Source organism: Frankia sp. AiPa1 (genome assembly GCF_023243075.1).
Classification (GTDB): domain Bacteria; phylum Actinomycetota; class Actinomycetes; order Frankiales; family Frankiaceae; genus Frankia.
This window is the reverse complement of sequence record NZ_JALKFZ020000178.1, coordinates 60,399-78,282: the sequence shown is the minus strand read 5'-3', so window position 1 is coordinate 78,282 and position 17,884 is coordinate 60,399. Positions and strand designations below refer to the sequence as shown.

At 73.5% G+C, this 17,884-nt stretch carries 15 protein-coding genes; 4 read left to right on the top strand and 11 right to left on the bottom strand.

Features of this window, described 5'->3' with window-relative positions; all coding sequences use genetic code 11:
* The coding region (map, locus tag MXD95_RS23140; RefSeq protein WP_250642804.1) for a type I methionyl aminopeptidase at positions 1–707 on the top strand (707 nt) is incomplete at its 5' end.
* A 446-nt stretch (positions 708–1,153) separates the two neighbouring features.
* Positions 1,154–2,107, top strand: coding sequence for a hypothetical protein (locus tag MXD95_RS23135; RefSeq protein WP_250642803.1), 954 nt, complete (start codon positions 1,154–1,156; stop codon positions 2,105–2,107).
* A 494-nt stretch (positions 2,108–2,601) separates the two neighbouring features.
* Here the strand turns inward: MXD95_RS23135 and MXD95_RS23130 are convergent, their stop codons facing one another.
* From MXD95_RS23130 to MXD95_RS23120, 3 genes are all read right to left on the bottom strand, one after another.
* Entirely contained in the window at positions 2,602–3,027 is a 426-nt protein-coding gene (locus MXD95_RS23130) for a PPOX class F420-dependent oxidoreductase (protein WP_250642802.1), read from the bottom strand.
* 195 nt (positions 3,028–3,222) lie between these two features.
* Positions 3,223–3,420: a hypothetical protein gene (locus tag MXD95_RS23125; protein WP_250642801.1), complete on the bottom strand. Its 198-nt coding sequence runs from the start codon at positions 3,418–3,420 to the stop codon at positions 3,223–3,225.
* Positions 3,421–3,936: 516 nt separating this feature from the next.
* Positions 3,937–4,518: a TetR/AcrR family transcriptional regulator gene (locus MXD95_RS23120; protein ID WP_250642800.1), complete on the bottom strand. Its 582-nt coding sequence runs from the start codon at positions 4,516–4,518 to the stop codon at positions 3,937–3,939.
* A 178-nt stretch (positions 4,519–4,696) separates the two neighbouring features.
* Here MXD95_RS23120 and MXD95_RS23115 point away from each other — a divergent pair, with 178 nt between their 5' ends.
* Complete coding sequence (locus tag MXD95_RS23115) at positions 4,697–6,142, top strand: MFS transporter (protein ID WP_250642799.1); 1,446 nt, start codon at positions 4,697–4,699, stop codon at positions 6,140–6,142.
* Positions 6,143–6,272: 130 nt separating this feature from the next.
* Here the strand turns inward: MXD95_RS23115 and MXD95_RS23110 are convergent, their stop codons facing one another.
* The 3 genes from MXD95_RS23110 to MXD95_RS23100 form a co-directional block, all read right to left on the bottom strand.
* Positions 6,273–7,253 (bottom strand): hypothetical protein, encoded by a 981-nt coding sequence (locus MXD95_RS23110; RefSeq protein WP_250642798.1) that lies wholly within the window; start codon positions 7,251–7,253, stop codon positions 6,273–6,275.
* A 312-nt stretch (positions 7,254–7,565) separates the two neighbouring features.
* Positions 7,566–8,129 (bottom strand): tyrosine-type recombinase/integrase, encoded by a 564-nt coding sequence (locus MXD95_RS29385; protein WP_374122115.1) that lies wholly within the window; start codon positions 8,127–8,129, stop codon positions 7,566–7,568.
* Between the two features lie 7 nt (positions 8,130–8,136).
* On the bottom strand, positions 8,137–8,499 hold the full coding sequence (locus tag MXD95_RS23100) for an antibiotic biosynthesis monooxygenase family protein (protein WP_250642796.1): 363 nt from the start codon (positions 8,497–8,499) through the stop codon (positions 8,137–8,139).
* Positions 8,500–8,577: 78 nt separating this feature from the next.
* Between MXD95_RS23100 and MXD95_RS23095 the strand changes: the two genes are divergently transcribed.
* The gene (locus MXD95_RS23095; protein ID WP_250642795.1) at positions 8,578–9,573 is read left to right on the top strand and encodes a recombinase family protein; all 996 of its coding nucleotides are present in this window, start codon (positions 8,578–8,580) and stop codon (positions 9,571–9,573) included.
* 105 nt (positions 9,574–9,678) lie between these two features.
* On the opposite strand, the gene MXD95_RS23090 is transcribed toward MXD95_RS23095, so the two are convergent.
* From MXD95_RS23090 to MXD95_RS23070, 5 genes are all read right to left on the bottom strand, one after another.
* The gene (locus MXD95_RS23090; RefSeq protein WP_250642794.1) at positions 9,679–10,326 is read right to left on the bottom strand and encodes a P-loop nucleotide/nucleoside kinase family protein; all 648 of its coding nucleotides are present in this window, start codon (positions 10,324–10,326) and stop codon (positions 9,679–9,681) included.
* A gap of 261 nt (positions 10,327–10,587) precedes the next feature.
* Positions 10,588–11,964, bottom strand: coding sequence for a lysophospholipid acyltransferase family protein (locus MXD95_RS23085; protein ID WP_250642793.1), 1,377 nt, complete (start codon positions 11,962–11,964; stop codon positions 10,588–10,590).
* 116 nt (positions 11,965–12,080) lie between these two features.
* The gene (locus tag MXD95_RS28680; RefSeq protein WP_308301562.1) at positions 12,081–13,763 is read right to left on the bottom strand and encodes a lactate racemase domain-containing protein; all 1,683 of its coding nucleotides are present in this window, start codon (positions 13,761–13,763) and stop codon (positions 12,081–12,083) included.
* A 160-nt stretch (positions 13,764–13,923) separates the two neighbouring features.
* On the bottom strand, positions 13,924–15,315 hold the full coding sequence (locus MXD95_RS23075) for a zinc-binding dehydrogenase (RefSeq protein ID WP_250642792.1): 1,392 nt from the start codon (positions 15,313–15,315) through the stop codon (positions 13,924–13,926).
* Positions 15,312–17,627: an SDR family oxidoreductase gene (locus MXD95_RS23070; protein ID WP_250642791.1), complete on the bottom strand. Its 2,316-nt coding sequence runs from the start codon at positions 17,625–17,627 to the stop codon at positions 15,312–15,314. The genes MXD95_RS23075 and MXD95_RS23070 overlap by 4 nt, the downstream gene beginning before the upstream one ends.
* Positions 17,628–17,884: the final 257 nt, after the last annotated feature.

Genomic DNA, 17,884 nt, shown 5'->3' with positions numbered 1-17,884 from the left:
CCCGCGCCCTGGCCGCCGCCCGCGCGGCCGCCGCGGTCGGCGTCACCCCGCGCGAGCTCGACGCCGCCGCCCACGCGGTGATCCGCGACGCCGGGGCCACCCCGGTGTTCCTGCACTACCACCCCGGCTTCGCCCCCACCCCGTTCCCGGCCGTCAGCTGCGTGTCGGTCAACGACGTGATCGTGCACGGCATCCCCGACGACACCCCGCTGCGCGGCGGCGACCTGGTCAGCGTCGACTGCGGCGCCACCCTGCACGGCTGGACCGGCGACGCGGCGATCAGCTTCACCATCGGCGCCCCCCGCCACGACGACACCGCCCTCATCGCCACCGCCACCGCCGCCCTGCACGCCGGGATCGCCGCCGCCGTGCCCGGCGGGCGCCTCGGCGACATCGCCGCGGCCATCGGCGCCGTCGCCCGCGCCGGCGGCTACGGCATCCCGGCGGGCTTCGGCGGGCACGGCATCGGCCGGCGCATGCACGAGGACCCGCACGTCCCCAACGAGGGCCGCCCCGGGCGCGGCCTGCCCCTGCGCCCCGGACTCGTCCTCGCCCTCGAACCGATGCTGCTCGCCGGCGGCGACGACGCCTTTCGCACCGACCCCGACGGCTGGTCGCTGCGCACCGTCGACGGCAGCCGCGCCGCCCACGTCGAGCACACGGTGGCCATCACCGCCGACGGCCCCCGCGTCCTCACCATCGGATAGCGACCGAGACACCCTCCCACCCACCGCCCCCCACGAACGGGTCACCCCGGCGGCGTACACGCCCCGCGTATTGTCCACAAGAGGAACAATGTCCCCGATGGACACCGTGGGGGCGAGAGAGTTTTCACCAAAGCCCTGTACAGACCCCCCCGCCCGCGCGGTAGCGTGCCGTCCGTCACGCTGTCGACCGCTTCCGCGACGCTCCCGAACGGCCCGTCGCCCGGCGGGCAGCGCCTCACCCGATGCCGGCCGCCGCCGTCCGCGGCCACCGGCACCCACGCGGCGTCGCCCGGCCCCGGCCCCCGTCCCGGCTCGCCGCACGGCCGCGGCATGGCGCGCACACCCGGGGGCGGGCGATCCGCGTCACCAGGCCGGCGCGGACCCCCGCGCCCCGGCCGCGGCGGCGTGGCCCACAGCACCGCCCGGAACGTGAGCGGAGGCTGGGGATGGATCCCATCGAGCTGCCAGGCACACACACCCCGGACCGGCACGGACTGGCCGCCGCCGCCCGCGCCGCCGCGATGATCTCCCGGGAGATCGCCCACGCCGATCCCGACCCGCTCACCCTCAGCGAGATCGACGAACGGCTCTACCGCTACGCCACCACCCTGATGAGCGCCTCGCACACCGCGCTGCTCGGCACCGTCGTCGGCGACTGGCGCCGGGTGAGCGCCGCCCTCGGGCGCAGACTGTCCCCCTCGGTGCAGTGCGAGCTCACCCGCGCCGCCGGCTACCTGTCCTTCTACCTGGGCTACCTGGCCGCCGACACCGGCGACGACACCAGCGCCCGCCGTTTCGCCACCCTCGCCGCCCAGTACGCCGAGCATCTCGACGACCGGCTGCTCGCCGGCACCGTCCACAGCCTCGACGCGTTCATCGCCTTCGTCGACGGCCGCCTGGACGCCTCCCGGATCGCCGCGGACCGCGCCGCCGCGGTGCGACATCCCGCCCTGCACGGCTGGGCATGCGCCCAACAGGTCCAGATCGCCGCGGCCACCCGCGACGAACCCGCCCTCGAGGCAGCCCTGCTCGCCCTGCGCGACCGTCCCGGCGCGCCGGCGCTACGCACCCCGGGCTGGCCACCTTACGACGAGACCCGCGAGGCCTGCGTCGTCGCCGACGCCATGTCCCGGCTGCGCGTGCCCGGCGCCCGCTCGGCCGCCCGCCGCGCCATCGCCCTGACGGGTCCCAGCACCCTGGAACGCGGCTGGGCACTGGGATCCCTGGCCGCGACCCTCGTGCACGACGACCCCACCGCCACCGCCATCGCCCTCGACGAGATGGTCGCCATCCTCGACCTTCGCCCCTCGCGGATGCTCGCCAGCCTCGTCCACGAGGTCCTGCTGCTCATCTCCGCCCCACCTCTCGCCCACACCTCCCGCCCCGCCGCCGCCAGCTGAGCACCACCGCACCCAGCCCCCCCTCACGGCCCCGGCTGCGGCCCTGGGTTGCCTCTCGTGGATCTCCGGGGCGCGGCCGGGTTCACCCGCGAGTCTCGCTGTCCGTGATGGTTTTCGGGGGTGGTGGCGCCGCTGATGCGCAGGATGTCGCCTCTACCGGGTAATCTGTCCGGTTTGCCCCTTCGTAACCCGGTAGAAGCGACACGGGGGGTTTTCCGGGGCCGGTCCGTCGTCACGCGCGGCGGCGAGCAGGGCGGTGGCGGGTTGTTGGCGGCGGGGGGAGAGGGCTCGCTGGTGACGACCGGGGCTGACGGTGACGGCGGGGCGCCGTGCACCACCGGCACCGGCCACCGGTCGCGAGGTATGCCGGCCACGCGGTGCGCCGGACGTGCGCGTGTCGCCGAGGACGTCGCACATGGCCCGAGCCCGGCCGGGGATCGGGCGGGAACCGGCCGGGCTGCTGTGCGGGACCATCATGATCCGCGAGAAAAACCCTAGTCGGCGAGGTCGCGGACCGCGACGATCGAGGTGGGAGTCAGCCGCACCAGCAGCTCACCGGGCACACCGTTGCGCGCCCCATAGGTCTCGGCGCGCGCCTCACCCATGTAACGGGCGGCGATCCGGGTCGCCCACGCGCGGACCTCGCCAAGATCCTCGCTGATCCGCACCGTCCCGGACAGCGTCACGAACGAGAACGGCGGCGTCTCGTCATCCACGCACAACGACGCCACCCCGCCGCGCGCCAACGCCCGCCCCTTCACCGTGGCCGCGCCGGTGTTGAACACCACGTCATCGCCGTCGAGCACGAACCAGACCGGCGCCACATGCGGACGCCCGTCGGCACGCACCGTGGCAAGCTTGCCCGTCCGGGTGCCCACCGACACGAACTCCCGCCACTGCCCGTCGTCCATCGCCACCATGCCCGTACCCTACGCACCCCCACCCCACCCCGCCCGTCGACCAGGCGCCGACCGGGAAGCCGGGCAGGATCCGCGCTCAGGGAACTCCCCATGGCGGACCACCCTGGACGCCCTCCTTCGGCGCACGCATGGCCGCCCGTGTCACGCCGGCACCCGACCATCGGCTGTTCCCCGAGGCCGCCCGGGGCGCCGCGCTCAGGCGGCCGAGGCGGCACCACCCGAGGCACGCAGCCGGTGGCCCCGGCGCACCAGCAGGCGTTCGGCGAGCGCGTCGGCCCGTTCGATGTCGTCGAGGGTGGCGTGGGAACGCCGCTCGACCTCGAGGATCGCGGCCAGCAGCTCGGCGGACAGCCGGGTCCGCGCCGCCACCCGGGCGACGCTCGGGGGCAGCACCCCCGCCGCCGAGCTCACCCGCGGGGGAGCGGGCCGGGCGGCACCCGGGTGAGGGGAGTCCGGGCGAGAGGCACCCGGGCGAGAGGCACCCGGGTGCAGAGCCACCGGGCGAGGCGCGGACGTGGACGGCTCGGGATGCGGGCGGGGTCGGGCGGTCAGGTGCGGCGAGGCCATGTGTCTGTGATACCGCGGCAGAGACGCACCGCCACCCCTTGACTTCCCGCCGCGGCGCGGGATCAGCCCTTTCCCACACACCGTCCACAGCCTCACACCACGTTACCCACCGCCCCGTCGACAACCTTATCCACATGTTGATCTTAATGTGAGGGGAATCACATCGGGCGGTCGACGTCCGCGATCACCGTTTGCCGGCTCCGACTTCTCGCAGACGTCGCACCGGACAGTGATCATGCGAGTCCCGATCGCCGGGATTGGCCGCGCCAGTGCCCTGCGGTGCCGCGGCGCGTTCGTCCGTCGTCTGGCTGCCAGCTCCAGGCAGCCGGCCTGGCCGCCGGATCAGCGTGCCGAGGACGGTCGGGACGACAGAGCCAGGGCCGCGTCGATCAGGCGGTGCGCGTCGGAGCTTTCCAGCGGCGCCGCGGCGAACAGGACACTGTAGGTGATCGGCGCCATCACCGCCTCGACGATCCGCTCCACCGGCGGCGCCGGCTCGCCACGCCGCGCCGCCCGCTCGATGATGATCCGCAGCTGGGTGCGGATGAAGGCGTCACAGCGACCCGCCGGCAACTGCGGGGTGGACGAGGCGGCCACCACCTCGCGCAACACCGTGCGGCCCGTAGGGGAGGACACCTCCTCCCGGTAGCCCTCGACGTAGGCGACCAGATCGCCCTGCAGATCCCCGGTGTCGTGCGGCGGACGGTCCGGGCGCAACCGCTCGGCGGCGACGTCAGCCAGAAGCTCGGTGAGATCCCCCCAGCGCCGGTAGACCGTCGAGGGCGTCACCCCCGCCCGCGCCGCGACCAGCGGCACGGTGATCTCCCCACGGGGACGCTCGGCCTGCAGCGCCCGCACGGCCTCGTGCACCGCGGCCTGCACCCGCGCGCTGCGCCCGCCCGGACGCGGACCCTCGGCACTCACGGCCCCGAGCCTAATACACAACCCCCAAGGCCACGCAAAATCTTTGCGTTAGCGGGACGGGCGGGCTATCGTCCCCACCATCGCGAATCCTTAGCTTTAGGCGTCGTCAGCTTTAAGCGTCGTCGGGTGTCACACCGGCGACGGCCCCACGAGTCAGCCACCGGTGGAAGGGAACCCGATGCCCGCGCCGCGTGCCACCCGCACCTCGCCTACCCCACCCGCCAGCCCGCCCGCCGCAGCCGGCGCCGCGGCACCCACCCGGACGCCGCCCGCCACGACGGTGTCCTCGACAGCGATTCCCGCGGGCCGGACACCCGAACCCGAACCCGCGCGGCCGGCCACGGTGTCCCGCCAGCCGGGGCGGCTCGCGGGACGGCTCGGGCCAGGCGCGAGTTTCGTCCTGCAGGCCTCGATGCTCACCTCCTTCCTCGCCTCCTCGGCCGCCCCCACCCCGATCTACGCCCTCTACCAGCACGCCTGGGGGTTCTCCCCGATCACCCTGACCGTCGTGTTCGGTGTCTACGCCCTGGCCGTGCTCGCCGCCCTGCTCGTCGTCGGCGGCCTGTCCGACCATCTCGGGCGTCGCCCCGTGCTGCTCGCCGCCTGTACCGTGCAGGCGGCGGCCATGGTCGTCTTCCTGCGGGCCGACTCCGTCGGCGGGCTGCTGGCCGCCCGCACCGGGCAGGGCCTGGCCACCGGCGCCGCCATCGGCGCCCTGGGCGCCGGCCTGCTCGATCTGCATCACGCCCGCGGCACCCTGCTCAACGCCGCCGGCTCCTTCGCCGGCATCGCGTTCGGCGCGTTCGGCTCGGCGCTGTGCGTCGCCTTCCTACCCAGCCCCACCCGGCTCGTCTACCTGATCCTGCTCGCCGTCGTCATCGCCCAGGCGGCGGGCGTGCTGGTCATGCGCGAGACGTCCACGCGCGTCCCCGGCGCGCTCGCCTCCCTGCGCCCCCACCTGGACATCCCCGCCCCGGTGCGCCGCGTCCTGCCCGCCGCCGGGCCCTGCCTCGTCGCCACCTGGGCGCTGTCCGGCTTCTACTTCTCCCTCGGCCCGGGCCTCGCCCGCCTCGTCGCCGACACCCCGGACGCCACCGGGCACCAGGCGGTCGTGCTCGGCGGCCTGGCCGTGCTCAGCCTCGCCGGCACCGCGGCCGCCGTCGTGGTGGCCGCCCGCGGCGTCCCCGCCAGCACGATGATGCTCATCGGCCTGGTCATGCTGATCGTCGGCGTCACCCTGACCCTGCTCGCCGTCGTCGTCGCCGCCGGCGCGCAGGCGCTGTTGTTCACCGGCAGCGTGCTGGCCGGCGCTGGCATCGGCGCCGGGGTCCAGGGCAGCCTGCGTGTCGTGCTGCCCCTGGCCGCCGCCCACCAGCGCGCCGGAGTGCTCGCCACCCTCTACGTGCTGTGCTATCTCGCCCTCGGCGTCCCGGCCGTCGCCGCCGGCTGGCGGGTCACCCACACCGGCCTCGAGCAGACCAGCCGCGAATACGGCCTCGCCGTCATCGCGCTGGCCGTCATCGCCCTGCTCGCCCTGCTACGCCTGCGCCGTCCCCGAACCCCGCCGACCCGCGGCGGCGCGCACCGCCCGAACCACCCGACTGCGCTGCGCCTCAAAGCATGACCGTCGGCGCACGGCCCCCTGCGGGCATCCTCCCTTGGCCCGGTCCCGGGCATCTCCACGTCGGCCAGATCGGCGTCGGTGTCGCCCTGATCTGCGCCGAGCTGGTTCCCCCACGTGGGGCGCCGCGCCGTCAACCGAGAGGGACGCGGACGGAGGTGATGTCGTGGCCCCGGTCGTCGCTCAGGTACAGCGCGACCTGGGAGTCGGCGACGGCGTCCGGGACGTTCTCCAGGGCGCCGAGCAGCACGTAGGCACTCCCGCCAGCGGGAATCTGCTTGTCGCCCAGGTATGTCTGCGCGTCGACCTGCAGGACGCCCATCGCGCACTGGTCGTCGCCGCCGGCCGCGAGACTGTGGAACGGATCGTCGCAGCCGCCGGATGCATCGCTCACCAGGGTCCGTGCCACGTCGATCTCCGCTCCGACCGCGACGGGTTGTGGAGCCGGACGGTCGGTCTGGACGTTCAGTATCTCGGTGAGGAACACCAGCTTGTGGTGGGCGGGAGGCGCGCTGTTCCCCGCGACGGCAAGCGTATGGATCATGACTGCTCGCGCCCGGTAGGAGAAGCCCTGGAGGGAGAAGGGAACCCACGTGGCGTTCCCGAGCCTGCGGGTGGCCGTGTCCGAGACCGTGGGGTCGGCGAGGTCGCCGACGACCGGACCCGTTCCGACCGGAGCGCGGCTCGAGGGCGTGGCCGTGGCGGTGCCGCCAACAGATCCGGGCCCAGGCCGCGCTGAGGCGGAGACCGGCCGCCGCCCGTTCGTGGCCGACACGGCCGGGTCCTTCGCCCCGCCGGTGGACAGCGTGACCGCGACGATGACCGCGGTCACGAGCACCACGACCCCGGCGCCGATCAGCAGGCCACGGGGCCGGCGCCGGGCGTGGGCCGTGTGCGCCGCCTGGATCAGGTTGTCCGCGCCGTACCAGGCGATGAGCGCGGCCACCGGCGGCGGCGGGGCATCAGCCAGCAGCGCCCGCAGGGAACTCAGCCCGCCGGCCCGATCGGAGCGCAGCTGGGCCAGGACCGCGCGTCCCTGCCAGCTGCCGTTCAGGGCGTCCCGAAGTGCTGCCCACAGCTGCCCAGCGTCTGGACCTGCGGCCGCGTCAGCCATAACCCGCCAATCCGTAATGCAGCGAAACGATTCGGGAGGGTTTATAGCACTCACGGCTTTTGCCTGTACTCGTTCCGTCAACGAGGCGACGTGTCTTTCGGCATGCCGACGGCACGCCGACGGCGCGCGATCGCGGGATGTCACGGCCTGCGAGTGGTACTCGGCGCGCAGAGGGCACCGTTCACCCCGCGGCGGCCAGTACGGCGAGCAGCGAGAGGGTCATCGTGGGCCCGAACGGCAGGGGTCTGCCTCGTTGCCCCGGGCCGCGTGGACGACCGTGCCCATCCATCTCGACCGAGGAACCCAGACAGGTCAGGTAGGGCCGGGCCCTGTGCGACTCCCGCAACATGGGGTGTCGGTAAGAAACGTGTCACCGCCGCAAACGCGGATGATCTTGCGTCGTGTCTCTCTGTGGGTGTGGGGTGTTGATGCCTGCGCACCGGGGTGATGATGTTGGGCCGTGGCCCGGTCGCTTTCGGTGGGTTGGTGTAGATCCGGACGGTTTCGAGGCGGGTGTGGCCGAGGAGTTCGGCGACGGTGACGAGGTCGGTGCCGGCGCGTACGAGGCTGGTGGCGCAGGGTGTGGGCGGTGGTCTTCTCGTCAAGGCCGGCGGCTGCGGCGATGGTGGTGATGATGGTGTGGGCGCTGGCGGTGGACAGCCGGCCGCCTCGCTGGTTGAGGAACAGCGCGGGGCCCTCGGCGCCGGGCCAGTCCGCGCGTTCGCTGAGCCAGCCGGTGAACGCGGCGCGCAGCGGCGGGTGAATCGGGACTAGGCGGACCTGGTCGCCTTTGCCGTGGATACGCAGGCTGCCTCTGCGGGCGGACAGGGCGGCGCAGTGGCTGGCAGGCGGCCCGGACCCGTGAACCGCCGCCATTGCCGGATCAGGGATCGAGGTGCCGGGGCCCAGGGCCGACCTCGCGGACGACGGTGTAGGTGGGCAGCCCCGCCATCCGCGGTTCCGCCTTGCCTGACAGGCCCTCCAACGCCTTGCCGATGGCGGCCATCCGGCCGTCGGTGTCGGAGGTCTCCACGAAGTGGCGGTAGTCCGCCTCGCTCGCCCAGTGCACGATGTTGTACACCCGCGTGCCATCCGTGCTGACGTGGAAACGGGCCGAACGGTAGCCAGGATAGAAACGTACCCACCGTTCCTGGATCTCCGCGAACGCCTCCACCAGCTCACGCTGTGTGGCGACACCGTCAACGGTGTAGTCGATGATCGAATAGAAGCCCGGCTCTGTGCTCACCAGCACCCTCCTCCACGAGTCGGATCCGCGGCAGGTCCTTGGCTGGCAATCGTGCAACCTCAACCGAGGTTGAGGTCAATGCCTGCCGCGCAGGGTGAGCTGGCGGTGGCCTCACCACCATGTCGCGGCGTGCTCGGGCGGGCCCGGCGGGCCGCCGACCCTCACCGGACCGCCCGTCTTTACGGGCGGTCCGGTGAGGGTGGGGTTTCGGGTCAGGTGGTGTCGCCGTCGGGGCGGGGTGACGAGCTCCTGTTCGTCGAACAGGAGCTGGGTCTGGCCGTCGGCGAGCACTTCATGCGCGGCCTCGCGGATCATGTCTCCTCGGTGCGCGAGGCCATCCGCCAAATACTGGCACTATCAAGAACTGTCATCGGGCCGTTTGCTGAGATGATCGCGGTCGTGACCGCAGCCATCGAGCCCACCGAGCTCCTCGTCGCCGAGCCGGCAGTGCTCACCTACATCCGCATCGGCTACGCCCGAGTGTCGACCGGCGGGCAGAAGCTCGAGCGCCAGATCGACGCGCTCACCGCCGCCGGCTGCCGGCGGATCTTCGCCGAGAAACAGTCCGGCCGCGACACCGACCGCCCCGAGCTCGCCGCCTGCCTGGACTTCACGCAGCCCGGCGACACCCTCGTCGTCCCCGCACTCGACCGGCTCTCCCGCTCCCTGCAGGACCTGATCGCCACCGTGGGCGACCTGCGCCGCCGCGGCGTCGGGTTCACCTCCCTGCACGAGAACCTCGACACCACCACCCCGGGCGGGCGGCTCGTCTTCCACGTCTTCGCCGCGCTGGCCGAGTTCATCCGCGAACTCATCGTCACCGGCACCCGCGAGGGCCTGGCCGCCGCCCGCGAACGCGGCCGCGTCGGCGGACGTCCCACCGTCGCCACCCCCGAGATCATCCGCGCCGCCCGCGACATGCTCCCCAACCCCGACGCCAGCGTCACCTCGATCGCGAAGCTCCTCGGCGTCAGCCCCGGCACCCTCTACAACCACATCCCCGACCTACGCGAACTACGCGCCACCGGCCGGGCCCGCCACGAACTCACCGCCGCTTCGCCAGCAACCAGCTAGATCATCGCCGTTTGCGGCTGGTGACACGTTTCTTACCGACACCCCAACATGAGCCAGCAGCAGGAGCCGTCCGGCTTCGCTGCGGTGACTGGCCGGTGACGGCCACTAGCTGTCGGTGCAGGTAGGCCAGTGCTCGGCCGCCCACTGTGCCCAGTCCGGCCAGCCGGGCGGTGGGCCGGGGATGTCGCCGCCGTCGAGCTCGGCGGCGTCCGGTACCTGGAACTGCTCACGCCATCGGTCCACGTCGGCGGCGCTCATCGGGAACGTCCGGTGCGGTGCCGTGGCCTGACGGTGCGCGATCCGGGCGAGCTGGGTGTCGGTGTCCACGGGAAGATAGACCACCTGGCTGGCGGCCCCGGCCGACCGCGCCAGCCAGCGCAGCGCCGAGCGTTCGTCGCGGCCCCACAGCCCGTAGTCGAGCACGACGCTGGTCCCCAGCCGCAGCGCCTGCAGGGCGATCGAGACAAGCCGCCCCTCGAGCACGAAACGCCTGCCGTCGGCCATCGGTTCGCCGAACAGCGGGATCATCCAGTGATCCGGGGTCAGCCGCAGTGCCCGGTGCGCCGCGGCGAGCTGCCTGGCTCGGGTGGTCTTCCCGGCTCCGGGAAGACCGACCATCAGGATCATCGTGGCGGCGCGCGGATCGGGCTCCGCGAACAGGCCAAGCCGCCGCTCGGCGGGAACGGCCACGGACAGGGGTGGGAAGGGCTCCTGGCGCTGTGCCTGTGCGTCGGATCGCTGCGGCGCTGACATGACTTCCCCTGATCAGGCAGGACGAGCCGACAACACGGCGCTGGACGCGTACGCGGCTGCCGGCGGAACACCGATCGGGCGGTACGCCAAAGTGATGCCTGCCCGGCTCGGGGCAGGCATCGGGACCGCGGTGACCGCGGCCCTGGTACCGCCGCTAGGCGGCGGTCCGGGTGGTCATGGCAGCGCAGCAGCACATGCGTTCACCGTAGCCGACACGGCGCGCAGCCGTGCAGGGCCCCGACCACAGACGCTGGCGCTGGCTCAGCGGCGCCAGGGGGAGCGGGAGGTGTTCCGCGGCAACGGCTCCGTCGCCGCCCAGATCCGCCGCCAGGGGGCACCGGGCGTGCCCGGCGCCCCCCGCAGCCGCGCGTTGACCGGCACCGGGCTGCCCGGCGCGCCCGGACCCGACCGCCCCGCCGCGCGGTGCCGGGCACGATCGAGCGCACGGGCCGCCGGGACCACCGGTTCGCCGGCGGGGGAGGCGTCCCCCGAACCCACGGCCGCATCAGAAGAGGCCGCACCAGAAGGGACAGCCGAGGGGGAAAGACCCTCCACCCCGGCAGCGCCACCAGGACCACCAGCGCCGGCCGAACCAGACAGGTCCGCGGGCTCGACGGATCCGCCGGGGGAGTCCACCGCGCCCGTCACCGATCCGTCGGCCGGCGACACGGCAGCCGACGGACCGGCGGGGGAGGACACAGCCGTGGGCGACTCGGCCAGAGCCATCCGGGTGGAATCCCACCACGAACCCGCGTCCTCCGCGCACAACCGATCCACCTCGGCGGCCAGACGCGCCGTGAACGTGCGCACATCCTCACCGTCCACCGGACGCATCGGCGCGCCGAAACGCACCGTCACCTGCGGACGGCCCGCAAGCGGCCAGTTACGGCCCCGCGGCATCGCCGCGAACGCCCCCCGCACCCCCACCGGCACCACCGGCACCCCGGCGTTGATCGCCAGATAGCCGGCCCCCAGCCGGAACCGGCCCCGCGCCCCGTCCTTCGACCGCGTCCCCTCCGGAAAGATCACCAGGTTCCAGCCGTCGCGCAGCAGATCCAGCGGTGTCGTCGAGGGCACCCCGCCGCTGCGGTCGATCGGCACCGTCGAGAACGCCAGCGCACTGGACGCCCCCCGCCACACACTGTCGAAGAAATAGTCGGCCGCCGCCGTCACCGCCGTACGGGAACGCACCCGCCACGGCAACGCGCACAGCAGCAGAGGCGCGTCCAGATGACTGCTGTGGTTCGACACGATGATCACCGGGGTGTCCCGGACAGTGTCGAACACCTGCGCGCCGAACGTGTCCGCCGTGAGGGTGACCTGCAGCAGCGGATTCATCACCCCCGACAGGAACGTCGCGCGCGCCAGGCGGGCCGCTGCCGTGCGCGCCCAGTCCGTCGGGAACTCCCGCGACGCCGAGCGCCCCGCCGGCGCCACCCGCACCGGCCCCGACACCGATCGCGCCGACACCGACCCGTCGACGACCGACCCGTCGACCGGGTCGGAGGACACCGAGGACACCGAAGTACCGGAGCCACCCGCGGCACCCGGAGCGCCGGCCGGCAGACGCACACCCGCCGCCGCGCGCAGTCCCCGCGCCGCCTCCCGCAACCCCACACCCCGCGCTGGCCTACCCATGCCGATCACCCCTGCCCTGCCGATCCCATCCGTCCCGCCGACACCACCCGTCCCGCCGAGACATGCCCTCCCACGGCGCATCCGCCGGACACCGACGGCCCCCGCGCGCGGCGCACTCACCGCACATCGGCGACGATCCTCGGCGGACTGTGCAGATAGGTGATCGACGGATCCCGACCCACCGACCCCGACACGATCTCCAACGCGTCCGACAGCGTCGAGGCGGCCCGCAGACCCAGCCGCGCGCACACCGCCCGATCCCCGCCGACCACCACCACCTCACCCAGATAGGCCCGCGCCGGCGCCGTCTCATACCAGCGGTGAAACGGATGCAACCCCGGGAACGCCAACGACGACCGGTACAGCGACTCGTACCACGGATCGGTGGCGTACTGCCGCTCGAACTTCGCCTCGATCGTCGCCGGCTCACTCGACTCCGCGAGCACCTCCTCATAGAAGTCCACATACGACGGCTGATGCACCTGAGAAAACCGTGCCGCCATCGGATGGTAGATGATCATCGCGCCGTGTTCACGGACCACCGGCCGACCCGTGTGCCGGCCCAGCACATCACCGAGCGCCCCATGCGTGCCCAGCACCGGGTCCGACGGACCCGACCCGTGATGCACCCCGAACGGCGCCGAACCCACCACCAGCACATCCGACTGGCCGTCGACCGAAACCCGCTGCCCGCCATCCACCCGCGCCCACGCCGCCGCCGTGACCGCCCGCACCTCCCCGGCCCCCACCGAGGTGACCGCATAGTCGCCAGGCGCGGCCTGCCCCCAGGCCCGCCGCCGCGCCCAGCCACCCAGACGTTCCAGGCCCCGCACGGCACCCAGCGCCATCGCCTGATCGGACAGCGACCACTCCCACTCACGCCGCGTCAGGAACCGTGCCGCCGCCGGACCCACCGCGCCGCCCACCGTCGCGGTCACCGCGAACACCGGCAACGTCCCGGTCAGCACCGCACCCAGACGCCCCAACACCGCCCGCCCGCCCCCCGCGTCCTCGCCCCCGCCGCCCAGACCACCAGCCCCGTCAACCACGTCAGGCCCGTCAGCCCCGGCCGGCGCGACGACACCCGACTCGGCATCCGGCGCCGGCGCCGGGCGGGCGAACCAACCGGCCGCATCCCGCATCGCCGCGCTCACACTGTGCGCCGGGCGCAGCGACATGTGCCCGGCCACCCCCGCCGCGAGCCCCGCCGGCCCACCGACACCGCGATCCCGCACCACCTCCACCGACACCACGAGATCCGCCTCGGCGACCACGCGGGTCACCCGCAGCACCTCACCGGCGCCACTGGTCCCCACCTCCACCAGATTGGCCTCGTCGAACGCGTCATGACAGCACAGCCGCGCCGGCCAGAACGACCGGAACACCCGTTCACCCACCAGAGCCGCGACCTCCGCCGCCGACCGGCGCCGGCCCAGCCCCGTGGCCACCACCAGCCGCACATCATCGACCCCGGCCGCCGCCACCACCGACAGCACCCGCTCCAGGACACGGGCCCGCACGTCCACCCCACGCCTGCACGGCGCGGGCAGCCCACCATCCGAGACGACCAGGACCAGACGCATCCCCGGACGCAGCAACGACACCAACGGCGCGGACCCCGTCGGCGCCGCCAACGCCGCGTCCACCGCCGCCTCCACCGCCCCGATCCCCGGCCGCGGCAACGGCGGATACACCACCCGCGCCCCGGACGGAAAACGCTCCAGCAGCACCCCGTCGCCCTGGTGCACCAGCAGCGGGGGAGTCCGCTCGTCAACCTCGAGCACGAACCCCGGTCTCACCGACGCGATCCCTTCCACACACGCCGTGCGAAGCCACCCTCCACACGGACCCGGTCACCACGGACCCCGACGAAACGGAACCCGACGAACTGCACCACCACCCACCGGAACACCCACCGCCCGGCCGCCACCAGCACGACCGCCACGGGCGGCCCACCCGTCACGAGCTCACCGAAGGATCGAACGCCACCCGCACCACCCCGGCCCGCCAGCCCCGCAGCGCATGGTCCACCGCCTCCCGCCACCGCGACAGCGGATACACCACCCCCACCACCTCATCGAGACGCGGATCACCCGCAAGCTCCCACACCCGCGCCGCCGCCACGCCCCCCACCCGCACCCGGCCAGCATCCCCGACCCCACCCGTCCACACGTCCCCAGCCACACCGACCATGCCGTCGGACACCCCCGTGCCGTCGGACACCCCCGTGCCGTCGGACACCCCCGTGCCGTCGGACACCTCGGTGCCAGCGGCCATGTCCTGGCCCATCCCCGCACCCACCAGCGCAAGCCCCCGCGCCCACACCGGCGTCAGATCCACCCGCCCCGAAGGCACCCCCGCCAGCACCACGCGACCCCCCGCCCGCGTCGCGCGCACCGCAAGCCCCACACCCGACGCCCGACCCGACGCCTCAAACGCCACATCCACCCCACCCAGCAGAAAATCATCCCCGCCGCGCCCGGCCACCCGCACCGCCCGCGTCACCCGGCGCACCCCCGCCAGCGCCCCCGCCGGCTCCACCACCGTCTGCGCGCCGAACCGGCGAGCCAACGCCGCCGCCCGCCCCCCAGCCGCCACCACCGCCACCGGCCCCGCCGCACTGAACGCCCGCAACGCCAACACCGTCGCAAGCCCCACCGCCCCCGCACCCACCACCAGCACCCGCGCCCCCGGCGCCACCCGCGCCCGAGCCACCGCCGCCACCGCCCGCGACAACGGATCGAACAGCACCGCCCGCCCATCGGGCACCGACTCCGGCACCACCAGCAACGCCGCCCCCGGCGCCACCATCACCCGACTCCACCCGCCACCAGCCACCCCCACCGACGCCCCGACCTCACCGGCCACCCCACCGCAGGACACGCCGCGACGCGCCGCGAACACCGCCAGCCGCGCCGGATCGACCACCACCCGACCACCCGCCGGCACCACCACACCCCCCGCGGCCGACGACCCGGGCAGCACCACCTGCTCCTGCACCCGGCCGACCACCTCCCGGCCCGGCACGAACGGCAACGCCACCGCCCCACCCAGATAGCCCGACACCCCACCCGTCACCAGCGCGAGATCCGCCCCGCCGATCCCCGACAACGACGGACGCACCCGCACCCACGACCCATCCGGCGGCACCGGATCCGCACCATCGACATACCGCAACGCCACCAACCGTCCCAACGCCGCGGGCCTCAACCCCGAAGACCCCCACGCCAGCACATCCGCCGCCGCGCCGCCCACCCCACCCCCAGCGCCAGCGACCCTGGCCGCCTGACGCGCCACCCGCCCCGCCGCCAGCCGCGCGGGGGAGGCATACAACTCCACACCCCGCGTCACCGCACACCCCCCGCCCCCGACGCCCCCACCCGCGCCCGACCCGCCGCCGCCAGCACACGTCGCTCCCGCCGCGAACCCACCACCAGCCGCGACCCGCCCGCCACCGCCCACTCCTCGATCGGCCAGCTCGCCCCCCGCGCCACCTGATGCAACGCCACATCCGGATTCACCGCCACCGGATGACCCACCGACCGCAGCAACGGCAGATCCGACTGGCTGTCCGCATACGCCCACGACACCGAAAGATCCGCCCCGACCGTCCGCGCATGATGCTCCACGAACGCCGCCCGCGCATCCCCCACCAGCGGCGACGACGCCAACCGGCCCGTGTACAGACCGTCCGCCCCCACCTCCAACCGGGCCGCCACCACATCGTCGAACAACGGCGCAAGCGGCGCCGTCAACACCTCCAACGCCCCCGTCAACAACACCGTGCGATGCCCCGCCGCCCGATGCTCCCGCACCCGACGAATCCCCGCCGGCCGCACCCGACCCAGCAGAACATCCCCCGCCACCTCCGCCACCAGACGCTCCAACTCACCCGGATCCACCCCCGCATACCGCGCGTACACCGCCCGCATCAGATGACCCCGATCACGACGCTCCGCCCGCGCATACCCCGGCAACGCCGCCGCCAGCCCCGCAAGCTCCCGCACCCGCCCGAACACACCCTCATCGGCCAGCCGCATCCACAGATACGACTCGATCACCGACGCCGCCGCCACCGCCCCATCCAGATCGAACACCGCCAGCGTGCCCGACCCGGCCGGCAGATGACCCGACAGCCGCCGCGGCACCGCCGCCGCCCGCGGCCGACGCAGCACCGCCGTCACCGCCGGGCAGTGCACCCGACGCAGATAGTGCTCCCAGTCGAAACACCGCGGATCAAACCCGAAATCCACCTGATCGGCGGCATCCATCGACTCGTGCAACACCCGCGTCGCATCATCGACATACACCAGCTCCGCCTTCGTGTACGCCCGGTACACATCCGAATAGCGCCGCAGAAACGCCACCCGCGACTGCGCCCGCTCCAACTGACCCGCCCAGCCCCGCACCCGCTGCGACGCCGGCACCTGCGAAAGCACCCTGCCGGCCACCCCCACCACCAGCTCACTGCGCCGCAACCGCGCCTCCGCCGCCGCCGCCCCCGCGAACGGCCACTGCGGCACCCCGATCGCCCCCCGCCCCGGCGCCGGCAACGGATCGGCCAGAAAGTACTCCCGCACATGCTCATACAGCTCCCAGAACCGCAACGGATTCCGAAAACCCGAACACACCGTGTAATAAGCCGGCTGATCCACCGGGGGGACCGTCGCCGCCGCCGCCAACGTCGCGTTCACCACCAGATCAACCGGGATGATATCCACCACCGCGTCCGGCGACGCCGGGAAGTCCGGCAGCTCACCCCGGCCATAGGCCAGGATCAGCGGCTCGGCCATCTTGAACCCCTCGATCCACCCCGGAAACGGCCGCGACAGCGCACTTTCGATAATCGAAGGCCGCACCACCGTCAACGGCAGATCCCCGTGATGCTCCTCCAACCAGCGTTCCCCCAACGCCTTGGTGAACGTGTACGCATCGGTCCACCCCAGCACCTGCGCCCGCTCACCACCAGCCGCCACCAGCCGACGCGCCACCCACTCCCGGCGCAACCGCTCCGCCTCCGACGACACCGTCCGCGCCCCGGCCGCGGCGAACCGCTTACGCGCCGCCCCGTGGAACCGCTCGGAGTTCTCCGGCGCACGCGAGGCGTCCTCGATCTGCTCGCGTGCCCGGCCCGCGAACGCCTGCTCCACCCGCCAGTCCACCTCATGCGCCAACGGACCCTCGGCGATGTGCCCCGAGCGCAGCCCCGCCACATACGCCGTCGACACATGCACCAGATGCGGACACGCCCCACCGGCACGCAACGCCCGCACCAGCTCCTGCAACCCACCCACATTGATCCGGAACGCATCATCGATCGGCGGGTCGAACGACACCTCCCCGGCGCAGTGCACCACCACGTCGATGTCCCCCGGCAGATCCGGCACCGACGCCAGATCCCCCTCGATCACCTCCACCCGGCGCGACACCAGCTCCACCAACCCCGCCGCGCCGTACTGCTCACGCAACCCGCGAAACGCGGGCTTACGCATCATCCGCGTCAGCCGCGCCGCCCCCGAATGGCTGCCCCGTGGCCGCACCAACGCCACCACCGAGGTATCCGGAAAATCCGACAGCAACCGCTCCAGCAGCGCCTCGCCCATGAACCCGGTCAACCCGGTCACCAGCACCCGCCGACCCGCGAGCCGCTCACGCAGCCCCACCCTGACCTCCGCAGCCCACATCCCCGGACACCCCCTCGGGCACCCGCACCGCACCGCCCGGACCGGCGGCGCCCATCCGGCGGGCACCCGAGAAGACGGCGCGAACCCGCCCCGCCCCGCGACGCCAGCCGCACCTGCCGGCCGACCGATGCCCAGTCGCGGTACGCACGGAAACCTACCCCCCGGGCCGCCGGCCGGTGCACCCCGCCACCTGACGCCCCGACCGCGGGCGCGCCCCCCCGCCCGGCGCCGACCGT